The organism is Aquicoccus porphyridii, from assembly GCF_008369105.1.
Taxonomy (GTDB): domain Bacteria; phylum Pseudomonadota; class Alphaproteobacteria; order Rhodobacterales; family Rhodobacteraceae; genus Aquicoccus; species Aquicoccus porphyridii.
On record NZ_VINQ01000002.1, the window covers coordinates 386530 to 398699 of the forward strand.

Annotated in this window: 9 protein-coding genes; 1 reads left to right on the forward strand and 8 read right to left on the reverse strand. The window is 64.5% G+C overall.

The features are described from left to right. Positions 1–8: 8 nt before the first annotated feature. The 7 genes from ahcY to FLO80_RS04950 form a co-directional block, all read right to left on the reverse strand. Entirely contained in the window at positions 9–1418 is a 1410-nt protein-coding gene (gene ahcY, locus FLO80_RS04920; protein ID WP_111363352.1) for an adenosylhomocysteinase, read from the reverse strand. A 27-nt stretch (positions 1419–1445) separates the two neighbouring features. Further along, positions 1446–2636, reverse strand: coding sequence for a methionine adenosyltransferase (gene metK, locus FLO80_RS04925; protein WP_111363350.1), 1191 nt, complete (start codon positions 2634–2636; stop codon positions 1446–1448). A gap of 59 nt (positions 2637–2695) precedes the next feature. Beyond that, positions 2696–5359 carry a methionine synthase gene (gene metH / locus FLO80_RS04930; protein ID WP_111363348.1) on the reverse strand — a complete coding sequence of 888 codons (2664 nt, stop codon included), beginning with the start codon at positions 5357–5359 and terminating at the stop codon, positions 2696–2698. Beyond that, a complete protein-coding gene (locus FLO80_RS24405) occupies positions 5356–6423 on the reverse strand; it encodes a homocysteine S-methyltransferase family protein (protein ID WP_111363346.1) in 1068 nt (355 codons plus the stop codon). The genes metH and FLO80_RS24405 overlap by 4 nt, the downstream gene beginning before the upstream one ends. Before the next feature lie 11 nt (positions 6424–6434). Beyond that, positions 6435–7313, reverse strand: coding sequence for a methylenetetrahydrofolate reductase [NAD(P)H] (gene metF / locus FLO80_RS04940; protein WP_111363344.1), 879 nt, complete (start codon positions 7311–7313; stop codon positions 6435–6437). A 75-nt stretch (positions 7314–7388) separates the two neighbouring features. Next, entirely contained in the window at positions 7389–9074 is a 1686-nt protein-coding gene (locus FLO80_RS04945; protein ID WP_111363342.1) for a glycine/sarcosine N-methyltransferase, read from the reverse strand. 1125 nt (positions 9075–10199) lie between these two features. Further along, positions 10200–11168, reverse strand: coding sequence for a threonine dehydratase (locus FLO80_RS04950; protein ID WP_111363340.1), 969 nt, complete (start codon positions 11166–11168; stop codon positions 10200–10202). 107 nt (positions 11169–11275) lie between these two features. On the opposite strand from FLO80_RS04950, the gene FLO80_RS04955 reads away from it, so the two are divergent. Further along, entirely contained in the window at positions 11276–11905 is a 630-nt protein-coding gene (locus FLO80_RS04955) for a hypothetical protein (RefSeq protein WP_111363338.1), read from the forward strand. 34 nt (positions 11906–11939) lie between these two features. Here the strand turns inward: FLO80_RS04955 and FLO80_RS04960 are convergent, their stop codons facing one another. Continuing rightward, a complete protein-coding gene (locus tag FLO80_RS04960; RefSeq protein ID WP_111363336.1) occupies positions 11940–12167 on the reverse strand; it encodes a DUF1150 family protein in 228 nt (75 codons plus the stop codon). Positions 12168–12170: the final 3 nt, after the last annotated feature.

Sequence of the window (12170 nt, forward strand, 5' to 3'; positions counted from 1 at the left end):
GGCCTCCCTCAATAGCGGTAATGTTCGGGCTTGAACGGACCTTCGGAGGACACGCCGATGTAGCTGGCCTGCTCGTCCGTCAACTCGCTCAGCCGCACGCCGATCCGGTCGAGATGCAGCCGCGCGACCTTTTCATCGAGATGCTTGGGCAGGATGTAGACCTTGTTCTCGTACTGGTCGCCGTTCTTGTAGAGTTCGATCTGCGCCAGCACCTGGTTGGTAAAGCTGGCCGACATCACGAAAGACGGGTGCCCGGTCGCGTTGCCGAGGTTCAAAAGCCGCCCCTCGGACAAAAGGATGATCCGGTTGCCGCCCGACATCTCGATCATGTCCACCTGGTCCTTGATGTTGGTCCATTTGTGGTTCTTCAGAGCGGCGACCTGGATCTCGTTGTCGAAATGGCCGATATTGCCGACGATCGCCATGTCCTTCATCTCGCGCATATGCTCGATGCGGATCACGTCCTTGTTGCCGGTGGTGGTGATGAAGATGTCGGCGCTCGACACCACGTCTTCGAGCGTGACAACCTCGAACCCGTCCATCGCCGCCTGAAGCGCACAGATCGGATCAACCTCGGTCACCTTCACCCGCGCACCGGCACCACGCAAGCTTGCGGCCGAGCCCTTGCCCACGTCGCCGTAGCCACAGACCACGGCCACCTTGCCCGCCATCATCGTATCGGTCGCGCGGCGAATACCGTCCACAAGGCTCTCCTTGCAGCCATACTTGTTGTCGAATTTCGACTTGGTGACGCTATCATTCACGTTGATCGCCGGGAACGGCAGCTGGCCGTCGCGCACCAGTTGGTAGAGGCGGTTGACGCCGGTGGTGGTTTCCTCGGAGACACCCATGATCTGGTCGCGGGTCCTGGTGAACCAGCCCGGGCTTTCCGCCATGCGCTTGGCGATCTGCTTCTTGATGACTTCTTCTTCCTCGGATGTCGGAACCGGGATGATGTCCTCGCCGGCCTCGGCGCGGGCGCCGAGCAGAACATAGAGCGTGGCGTCACCGCCATCATCGAGGATCATGTTCGGGCCGTCCTCGAACAGGAACGACCGGTCGAGGTAATCCCAATGCTCCTCCAGCGACTGCCCCTTGATCGCAAAGACCGGCGTCCCGCCCGCGGCGATCGCGGCGGCGGCGTGGTCCTGCGTGGAGAACACGTTGCACGAGGCCCAGCGCACATCGGCGCCAAGCGCGTTCAGCGTCTCGATCAGAACGGCGGTCTGGATCGTCATGTGCAGCGACCCGACGATGCGCGCGCCCTTGAGCGGCTTTGCCTCGCCATATTCCTCCCGCAGCGCCATCAGGCCCGGCATTTCGGTTTCGGCGATATCGAGTTCCTTGCGGCCGAATTCGGCCAGAGAGATGTCGCGGACAACATAGTCCGCGGCCGTGATGTTTTCTGGTTTGTTCATGGTGTCGTTCCTCGAATTCCGTTTGGGTTACTGGGCGGCCACGGTGGCGCCGAAGCTGCGCGCCAGCTCTTCGGCGAGGTCGGTTTTCTCCCATGAGAAGCCGCCGTCGTCGTCGGGATGCCGTCCGAAGTGACCGTAGGCCGCGCTGCGGGTATAGATGGGCCGCAGGAGTTGCAGGTGATCGCGGATGCCGCGCGGTGTCAGGCGGACCATCTCGCGCAGACGGCGCGACAGGTCTTCTTCCGAAACCTGCCCGGTGCCCAGCGTGTCGACATAAAGCGCCACCGGTTCCGGCACGCCGATGGCATAGGCAAGCTGGATCTGGCATTTGTCGGCAAGGCCCGCGGCCACCACGTTCTTGGCGAGATAGCGCGCGACATAGGCCGCGGACCGGTCGACCTTGGTCGGGTCCTTGCCCGAAAAGGCGCCGCCGCCGTGGGGCGCCGCGCCGCCATAGGTGTCCACGATGATCTTGCGCCCGGTCAGCCCGGCGTCACCGTCGGGGCCGCCGATGACGAAGTTGCCGGTGGGGTTCACGATCAGCTTGTCGTCGGCCGGCAGATCCCAGCCTTCATCCTTGAAGACATCGGTGATGTAGGGCCTGACCATCTCGCGCACCTCGGCCTGGCTCAGGCCCTCGGCGTGCTGGGTCGAGACGACGACCGTATCCAGGCCCACGGGCCTGCCGTTCGCGTATTTCAGGGTCACCTGGCTCTTGGCGTCGGGGCCGAAATTCGGCTGCTTGCCGGACTTCCGGTCCTCGGCCATGTGGCGCAGGATGCGATGCGCGAACTGGATCGGCGCGGGCATCAGCTCGGCAGTTTCGTTGCAGGCATAGCCGAACATGATGCCCTGATCGCCGGCGCCTTCCTCGCCCTTGTCACCCTCGTCGACGCCCTGCGCGATGTCAGAGGACTGGGCGTGCAGGCGGCAGACGATCTCGGCATTGCGCCAGGAGAACCCGGGCTGGTCATAGCCGATGTCGCGGATCGCATCGCGGGCGATCTGCTCGACATCCTTGAGCACGCTTTCCGGGCCGCGCACCTCGCCGGCGATGGTCAGGTGATCGGTGGTCGCCAGCGTCTCGCAGGCCACGCGCGACTGCGGGTCGGCGGCCAGGTAGGCGTCCAGAATGGCGTCCGAAATCCGGTCGCAAACCTTGTCGGGATGTCCCTCGGACACCGATTCACTGGTAAACAGCCAGGTCTTGTTGCTCATCTCGTTCCTTTCTCCACTGCTGTGGGGTGGGTTGCTATTGGCAAGTGAACTTGCGGTGGTCAGGCGATCTTGCGATCCGCCTGTGACTTGTCGGGCCGATAGGCCAGGCTGGGGGCCAGCCAGGCTTCGACCTCGGCGACCTCCATCCCCTTGCGCGCGGCATAATCCGAGACCTGGTCCGGTCCGATCCGGCCGATCCCGAAATAGCGCGCCTCGGGGTGCGAGAAGTAGAGGCCCGACACCGCGGAGGCGGGCCACATCGCAAACGAGTCCGTCAGGGTGAGGCCGGTATGCGCGGGCGCATCCAGCAGGTCGAAAAGCGTGCGCTTCTCGGTGTGATCAGGGCAGGCGGGATAGCCCGGCGCCGGGCGGATGCCGCGGTACTGCTCGCGGATCAGCGCCGTGTTGTCGAGCCCCTCGTCCGGGGCATAGCCCCAGAGGCTGCGGCGCACGCGGGTGTGCAGCGCTTCGGCAAAGGCCTCGGCCAACCGGTCGCCCAGCGCCTGCACCATGATCGAGTCATAGTCATTGCCCTCGGCCTTCAGCCGGTCGGCAATGTCGTGCACCTGTGGCCCGGTGGTAACGGCAAAACCGCCCACCCAGTCCGGCGTGCCTTCGGGCGCGATGAAATCGGCCAGGCACATCTGCGCGGTGTCGCGGGTCTTGTTGCGCTGCTGGCGCAATTGCGGCATCCGCGCGCGCAGCGTGCCGCGCGTCTCGTCCGTCCAGACAAGGATGTCGTCGCCCCGGCTGTTGGCGGGCCAGAGCCCGACCACACCGCGCGGGGTGAACCAGCCTTCGGTCTCGATCCGGTCGAGCATCGCCTGCGCATTGTCGAAAAGTTCGCGCGCCGTCTCGCCCCTGTCGGGATCGTCGAGAATGGCAGGGAAGTTGCCCCTCATTTCCCAGGTTGAAAAGAACGGCGTCCAGTCGATGTAGTCGCGCAGCGCGGCCACGTCGATATCGTCGATCACGGTCAGGCCCGGGGTCTGCGGCGCGGGGGGGCTATAGCTGTCCCAGCCGCCGTCAAAGGCATTCGCCCGCGCCTGCACCAGCGGCGCGGTAGGTCGGTCGCCGGTGCGATCGTCGCCCGCGCGCATCTTCTCCTGGCCTTCCGCGATCTCGGCAAGGTATGCTGGCGCCGCCGTTTTCGACAGCAGCTTGGACACCACGCCCACGGCCTTCGAGGCATCGTCCACATGGATCACGCCGTGCTCATACTCCGGCGCGATCTTGAGGGCGGTGTGCTTCTTCGAGGTGGTCGCGCCGCCGATCAGCAGCGGCAGGTCCAGCCCCTGCCGGGTCATCTCTCCCGCCACCTCGACCATACGGTCGAGCGAGGGGGTGATGAGGCCGGACAGCCCGATGATATCGACCTTCTCTTCCCTGGCCTTGGCGATGATGTCCTCGGTCGGGACCATCACGCCCATGTCCACCACGTCGTAGTTGTTGCATTGCAGCACGACGCCCACGATGTTCTTGCCGATGTCGTGCACATCGCCCTTGACCGTGGCCATCAGCACCTTGCCCTTGGCCGAGGTGTCCCCCTGCAGGCGCTTTTCCTCTTCCATGTAGGGCAGCAGATGGGCCACGGCGGTCTTCATCACGCGGGCCGATTTCACCACCTGCGGCAGGAACATCTTGCCGTCGCCAAAGAGATCGCCCACCACGTTCATGCCGTCCATCAGCGGCCCTTCGATCACATGAAGCGGCTTCTCGGCGCGCAGGCGGCATTCCTCGGTGTCTTCGACCACGAAATCGGTGATCCCGTGGACAAGCGCGTGTTCCAGCCGTTTTTCGACCGGGGCCTCGCGCCACTTCGGATCTTCCTTCTTCGACGCCTCGCCCGTGCCCTTGTACTTGTCCGCGATCTCGAGCAGCCGCTCGGTCGCGTCGTCGCGACGGTTGAACAGCACGTCCTCGACCCGCTCGCGCAACTCCTCGGGAATGTCGTCATAGACGGTGATCTGGCCCGCGTTGACGATGGCCATGTTCATCCCCAGCGGGATCGCGTGATAGAGAAAGGCCGAGTGCATCGCCTCGCGCACCGCGTTGTTGCCACGGAAGCTGAAAGAGACATTCGATAGCCCGCCCGAGATATGGGTGTCGGGCATGTCCGCCTTGATCAGCTTGATCGCCTCGAAAAAGGCGTTGGCGTAATCGTTATGGTCCTCGATCCCCGTCGCCACGGCAAAGATGTTGGGGTCAAAGATGATGTCCCAGGGCTGGAAATCCGCCTTCTGTGTCAGCAGGTCATAGCAGCGGCGGCAGATCTCGTATTTGTGCTGCGCGGTCTCGGCCTGGCCGTTCTCGTCAAACGCCATGACCACCACGGCCGCTCCGTAGCGGCGGATCGTGCGGGCCTGTTCAAGGAACGCCGCCTCGCCCTCCTTGAGCGAGATCGAGTTGACCACCGCGCGGCCCTGGACGCATTTCAGCCCGGCCTCGATCACCTCGAACTTGGAACTGTCGAGCATCACCGGCACCCGGCTGATGTCGGGCTCCGAGGCGATCAGGTTGAGGAAGGTGACCATCGCCTGTTTCGAATCGAGCAGGCCCTCGTCCATGTTCACGTCGATGATCTGGGCGCCGTTCTCGACCTGGCTGCGCGCCACGTCGAGCGCGGTGGCATAGTCGCCCTCCATGATCAGCTTCTTGAACCGGGCCGAACCGGTGATGTTCGTGCGCTCGCCGATATTGATGAAATTGGCAACACCGCTCATGCTGCATCCTCCTTGCTGACGCCGGGGGCCTCGAACATCTCCAGCCCCGACAGGCGCATCCGCCGCACCGTTTCGGGCACCGCGCGCGGGGCCTTGCCGGCGACGGCCTCGGCGATGGCGCGGATGTGATCGGGCGTGGTGCCGCAGCAACCGCCAACGATGTTCACCAGCCCCGCATCGGCCCATTCGCCCAGATGTGCGGCCGTTTCCTCGGGCGTCTCGTCATAACCGCCCATCTCGTTGGGCAGGCCCGCGTTGGGATAGGCGCTGATGCGCGTGTCGGCGACCTCCGAGAGGGTGCGCACATGCTGGCGCATCTCGCCCGCGCCAAGGGCACAGTTGAGCCCCACAGAAAAGGGCCGCGCATGGCTCATCGAGACCCAGAACGCCTCGGGCGTCTGGCCCGTCAGCGTGCGCCCGGACCGGTCGGTGATGGTGCCCGAGATCATCAGCGGCGGCACGTCCAGCCCCTCGTCCTTGAGGCTGTCGATGGCAAAGAGCGCGGCCTTGGCGTTGAGCGTGTCAAAGATCGTCTCGACCAGCAGCACATCGACCCCGGCCTTGACCAGGGCGCGCGCGGCCTCGCCATAGGCGTGTGCCAGGTCGTCGAAAGTGACGGCGCGATAGCCGGGATCGTTCACGTCCGGGCTGAGGCTGGCGGTCTGGTTGGTCGGGCCGATGCCCCCGGCAACCCAGCGCGGGCGCTCGGGTGTGGACATGGCCTCGGCCGCCTCGCGGGCAAGGCGCACGCTTTCGGCGTTCATCTCGGTCACCAGGCTTTCCATGCCGTAATCGGCCTGGCTGATCGCGTTGGCGCCGAAGGTGTTGGTGCACAGGATATCCGCATCTGCCTCGAGAAAGGCGGTGTGAATGTCGCGGATCATCTCGGGCTGGGTCAGGCTCAGCAACTCGCTGTTGCCGCCCACGTCGCTTTTCCAGTCGGCGAATCGTTCCCCGCGATAGACGTCCTCGCCCGGCTTGTGCTGCTGGATCATGGTGCCCATGGCACCATCCAGCACCAGGATGCGGCGGGCGGCATGGGCGACGATGTTGGAATCTGTCATCTCGATTCTCCTCAGGCGGCGCTCTCGGCCGGCACCGCCGGCGTGATCCCGAGCGCGCGGCAGACTGCCAGGCTCACCTCGGGCCGATTGAGCGTATAGAAATGGAACTCGGACAGCCCCGCCTCCATCAGAAGGCGGCATTGTTCCGTGGCGACGCTTGTGGCGACCATGGCGCGGGTCTCGGGCGCGTCGTCCAGCCCCTCGAACATCCGCGCCAGCCAGTCCGGCACCGTCGCACCGCACATCGCCGAGAACCGCTTCAGTCCCGCGAAATTGGCCACCGGCATGATCCCCGGCACGATCGGCGCGGTGATGCCCGCCGCGCGGGCCCGCTCGACGAAACGCAGGATCACGTCCGTGTCGAAGGTGAATTGCGTGATCGCCCGTGCCGCGCCCGCATCCAGCTTGCGCTTGAGGTGGTCCAGGTCGGCCATGGCACTGGCGGCCTCGGGATGGACCTCGGGATAGGCCGCCACCGAGATGTCGAAATCCGCCACCCGGCGCAGCCCGGCCACCAGCTCGGCGGCGTCGCCATAACCATCGGGGGCAAGGCGCTGCCCCTCGGGCAGGTCGCCGCGCAGCGCCACGATGCGCGTGATCCCCTTGTCGTGCAGACCCCGGGCCAGCCGGTCGACCTCGCCCCGGCTTGCGCCCACGCAGGTCAGGTGATGGGCCACCGGGCGCCCGGTGCGGCTCCCGACCATATCCACCACCCGGGCGGTGCGGTCGCGGGTGCTGCCGCCCGCGCCGTAGGTCACCGAGAAATAGGCCGGATCGGCACTGGCCATCTGATCGACGGCGCGTGCCAGCGTCGTTTCACCAGCGTCGGTCTTGGGCGGGAACAGCTCGAAGGACACAAAGGCAGGAGGATCGGGATAGGGTCCGGTCATGCAGTACTCTCCAATTGTGGGGACGGAACGGTGGGGCAAGGGCCGGGGCGCGCGGCGGCGCCCCGGCGCGGCACATCACGCCGGCTTGCGGAAGTGCTGGACCCCCCAGGCGAGATGGCCCTCATCGGCCGCCTTCACCCAGTTCTCCAGCCCCACGGCCATCTTGTCGAGATACTCCGCCGAGGCCCCGGCTTCGCGCAGTTTCGCGTAGTTGGCCAGCAATTCCTCACGGACACGGGCATAGTGCGTGCGCAGGTCGCTGACGGCCTCCTCCTGTTCCACCGTCTCGAAACCGATCGCCTCGGCCGCCTCGCGGTAGAACCGGGGCGAACCCAGGTCGTTGAGTTGCAGGCGGTCATAGACCGGTTGCAGCACCGCGGGGTCGGCATCATCGGCCTGCATCGGGTCGGTGAAGATCAGGTGCCCGCCGGGCTTGAGCACGCGCCACGCCTCGGCCAGGACCTTGGCGCGCTGATCGGAATGCAGGAAAGCGTCCTGGCTCCAGACCACGTCGCAACTGGCGTCGGCTTCGGGCACATCCTCGAACACGCCGTGGCGCACCGCGATCTTGCCAGTCAGCTTGGCGGCGCGGATCTTGCCCAGGTTGTACTCGTTCTGGGTTTCGGAAATGTTGAGACAGACCGCCTCGCAGCCGGTCTTGCGCACCAGCGTGCGCATGGCGCCGCCATAGCCCGAACCCATGTCCAGCACCCGGGCCGAGGCATCCAGCGGCGGGAGCCGGTCGATCATCGACTCGATGGTACGGTCCGAGGCGGTGCGGATGTCGGGCGTCTCGGCATAACGACCGATATGCAGGTCCTCGCCACCCCAGATCGTGGAATAGAACGTGTCCGCGTCATCGCTGTCATAGTAATCCTCGGTGATGTCGCGGATATCCTGCTTGCCGTCATCGGTGGCGGTGCCCCAGCGCACCAGGTGCATCGCCGATTTCTCGGCCACGTGGATAAAGAAATCCGGGTCGTCCTCGGCATAGGTATCCTGAAAATCGCCATAGGTGCGCACCCGCTCGAACCCGGCCTCGGAGAGCAGGCGGCGCATGTAGTTCTTGCGGATCGGGCACATGTTGAGCGTGTATTCCGACCCGTCGGGGAAGGAATAGCGCATCCGGCACAGCCCCTCGTCTACGTGGTCGGGTTCGGCGGTCACCTGCTCGCCGCAGTAGTAGTACTTGTGCTTGGTCGAATAGCCCCGGTCGAGCATGGCGTCATAGTTGCGCTGATCCAGGATCAGCAGCCCGTCATGCTTGAGTGCGGCATAGAACTCGGCCAGCGCGCGGCGGCGTTCGGATTCCTTGTGCAGATGGGTGAACGAGTTGCCCAAGCATACGATCGCGTCGTACTTGCCGTTGATGGCGCTGTTGAGCCAGCGCCAGTCGGCCTGCGCGGTCTTGAGGATCAGCCCGCGTTTCCGGCCGTTTTCAAAGGCCTTGGCCACCATCGAGGCCGCCCCGTCGGCGGCGGTCACGTCAAAACCCGCCTCGGTCAGCCGGACCGAGTGAAATCCGGTGCCGCAGGCGACGTCGAGCACGGTTTTCTTGCCCCGGGCGCGCAGGATGTCGATGAAGAACTGGCCCTCGCTCTCGGCGCGGCCAGCCCAGTCAATCAACTCGTCCCACTTGTCGACGAAGGTCCTGACATATTCCTTGCGGTAATGGTCGGTCTCGCGATCGGCCAGCGGATCATCGCTGTAAACCTGATCGGTCATGGTCAACTCGGCGTTCTCGGCCATCGTGTCGCTCATTTTTGTCTCCGTTCCAGACTGTCCGGGCACCGGCGATACGAATGCTCGCCGGTCGCGCAATATCACTGCGCGAGCCTCGAAAGGCTGCACTGATTTCTTTGCCCACTTCGATGTTCGCCGCGGCCAGCGTGATCGCGCCGCGGGAGGCGATGTGATCAGGTCCAAGCTCTGCGCGGGTCTGAGCCAAGCCGATCGTGGCTCGGCTCCGACACAAGGCGCCAGAGTGCTGCCCAATACGCAGCGCAAGCTTCACGCACAAATTGCGACCATACAACCCCCATTTGCGACATTCTTTCTAATATGATGATTCAAAAGAGGAAAAACTGGTTCGGCGGGTTTCTCCGCTGCCAAACGCATGGTCGGCAACACCGGCTGCCACGGCGATGATACGCCCCTATGAACGGAGCGGGTCCGCGGGCTGCATGCATTGGGCCTTTATGAACCCGGCGCGTTCAGACCGCGTCCTTGCCCAACTCATGCTCGAGCGCCACGGTGGAGACCGGCAGGGTGCATCTTCAGGATGCCCCGCTGCCTGCCGTCGCCCATCACGCAACAGGTCGAATCGGACCAACTCGCCCGAATAGCCAGGGCGATTGGGGGTCTGGATCTGCAATCTAAGTGCAGCGGAATGCACCTTCACATCCACAAGCCAAATGGCCGCAAATCCCGCTCGGCCATCATCAGCTCATCGAAAATGCCGCAAGATGCACGAACGGCAGGAATGCGAAAGCCGCGCTTGCGGCGTGAGGGCCCCCGGGGATGTCTTGTGCGCCGGTCTCGTTCTGAAACACGTCGACGGATCGCAGCATTGCCCCCCTTCCCTGCGCATTCCCACCATCCGGACCAACCCGCCCCGCACCCGCAGCGACTGACCGACAAGCCCATCCGCAAAACAGTCATTCGCGTCGGGCAAAGCCGGGGGAATGGTCCCCGGCGCGCGGTGCATTAACTGAATCCCGGGTTAATTTCGCTGCAATGCGGCGGTGTACGCCTGGCAGCCGGGGCGCAGCCGCGAATCACCCCCCGGATTTCGCCGCGGTGCGGCGCGGTTAACCACGCGGGACGGTGCCCCCACTCGGCCCCCTGGCGATGACGATTCCATCGCCGCCTGCGCCGTGATCACCCTCAAACCCCGGGCACGCCGCCCGCCAGCAGGGTGCGAAACCAGCCCATGTCGATATTGCCGCCCGACAACACGACCCCCACCTTGCGCCCCTCGAGTCGGTCCTTCTCCCGGAGCGCCAACGCCAGCGCCGCGGCCCCCGCCCCTTCGGCAAGATTGTGGGTCGCGGTATAGTAAAGCCTTATCGCATCGGCGATTTCCGCGTCACTCACCGCCTCGATATGGTGGGCTTTTTCTGAATAAATATCAAAGGCTTCCCCCACCGGCACCCGCACCGCCATACCATCGGCAAAGGTGTCGGCGGCGTTGGTCTCGACCAGATGCCCGGCCTCAACCGACAGTTTCGCACCGGCAGCTTGGTCCGAGACGACACCAACGATCTCGGTCGAAAGACCCAGCGCGTCGCGCGCCGCAAGGGTGCCGCATAGGCCCGAGCCACAGCCGACCGGCACATAGACCACGTCGAGATCGGGATGGGCGCGAAACAGTTCAAGCCCATAGGTCGCCACCCCGCGCACCAGTTCGGTATGAAACGGCGGCACCGGAAAGAGCGGTTCAGTCTCGGCCGCGCGCATCGCCGCCTCGCGCGCCTCGTCGAAATCCGCGCCATGCTCGACCAACTCGGCCCCAAACGCACGCATGGCAGCGTTCTTCTCGGTCGAATTTCCGTGTGGAACAAAGATCTTAGCCCTGAGTCCCATGGCCGTGGCCGCCCTTGCCTGTGATTGGCCATGATTGCCACGAGTCGCCGTCACGATGCCCTGCATCCGGGGATGATTGCGTTTGAGCCAATCCATGAAGGTGATCCCGCCACGCACCTTGAAGGCGCCGGTGGGGGCGTGGTTTTCATGCTTGACGATCACCTGGCTGCCCAGTGCCTGCGCCAGCAATGGCCAATCATGTGCCGGGGTGGGCATCATGTATCGCGCGACAAGGCGGTGCGCATCGTCAAGTTCGGCTTCGGTGAACATCGGCCCCTCCAGTTTGACGGGGCAAGATTGGCAGGCCGAGAGAACGGGGTAAAGGCGCGACCCGCGCGGTTCTGTTCATTTCCCGGGTGCCTGTATAACAGGAGAGCATGACGATCATCTCGCTCACCTCGATTCCCCCGCGTTTTCCACAGCTTGGTCCGGTTCTGGAAAGCCTCGTGGCGCAGGGCGCCGACAAGGTCGTTCTTGCCCTTGCGCGACAATATGAACAGTTCCCCGGCGTGGTCACGCCCCCGCCCCTGCCGAACGGTGTCGAGATCATATGGAGCGAGGATATCGGACCAGCAACAAAGATCATCGCGGCGCAACGCGTCTTTTCCGATACCGAGATCATCTATTGCGACGATGATTGCCTTTATGCACCTGACTGGCTTGCTGCCCTCTGCGACGGCCCCGGTATACGGGCGGGATCGGTATTTGACGCGCGACGGTTGAAGCGGCGAAACGGCACGGTGGCGCAGGGGTTTGCCGGGGTGCGACTGCCCGCCGGTTTCGCCCCATTCACGCCGCCGCCTGCGGCATGTCGGCTGGCCGACGATCTGTGGCTATCGGCGCAAATGGCCGTGCGGGGCGCTAAAATCACACATTGTCGCACGGCACGCGCATATGTCACGCCGCTCAACCTAGGCCATCAGTTGCAGGATATTGACCGGCGTGACACCTACAAGATGGGGTGCGAGGCAGTGCATGCCGCCTTGGGCGTCTGGCCACCGGCCTGAGCAGGCTGCTTCGGGGAGGAGACGATCCCCCGGTTTAGTGCACCGCCACGGGCGCGAGGTCGTTCTGTCGGGCCAGCACGAAAGCGAGAGAGCGGTCACGCACAAGCGCAAGCTGCTCGCCATCCGAGCTATGCACCGCATAGAGGCTATCCAGTTCGCCGACCTGCGCCCGCACGTTTTCAGGCAGATCCTTGACCGCAACCTTGCGCACATAGACGATGCGGTTTTCCTCACCAGCGCCGAAATCGTATTTCGTATCCATGAC

Excerpts from the sequence above, each read along its gene's own strand:
- FLO80_RS04945 (WP_111363342.1), bottom strand. The coding sequence starts at position 9,074 with ATGAGCGACACGATGGCCGAGAACGCCGAGTTGACCATGACCGATCAG.
- FLO80_RS24405 (WP_111363346.1), bottom strand. The coding sequence starts at position 6,423 with ATGACAGATTCCAACATCGTCGCCCATGCCGCCCGCCGCATCCTGGTG.
- metK (WP_111363350.1), bottom strand. The coding sequence starts at position 2,636 with ATGAGCAACAAGACCTGGCTGTTTACCAGTGAATCGGTGTCCGAGGGA.
- FLO80_RS04955 (WP_111363338.1), top strand. The coding sequence starts at position 11,276 with ATGACGATCATCTCGCTCACCTCGATTCCCCCGCGTTTTCCACAGCTT.
- metF (WP_111363344.1), bottom strand. The coding sequence starts at position 7,313 with ATGACCGGACCCTATCCCGATCCTCCTGCCTTTGTGTCCTTCGAGCTG.
- metH (WP_111363348.1), bottom strand. The coding sequence starts at position 5,359 with ATGAGCGGTGTTGCCAATTTCATCAATATCGGCGAGCGCACGAACATC.
- FLO80_RS04960 (WP_111363336.1), bottom strand. The coding sequence starts at position 12,167 with ATGGATACGAAATACGATTTCGGCGCTGGTGAGGAAAACCGCATCGTC.
- FLO80_RS04950 (WP_111363340.1), bottom strand. The coding sequence starts at position 11,168 with ATGTTCACCGAAGCCGAACTTGACGATGCGCACCGCCTTGTCGCGCGA.
- ahcY (WP_111363352.1), bottom strand. The coding sequence starts at position 1,418 with ATGAACAAACCAGAAAACATCACGGCCGCGGACTATGTTGTCCGCGAC.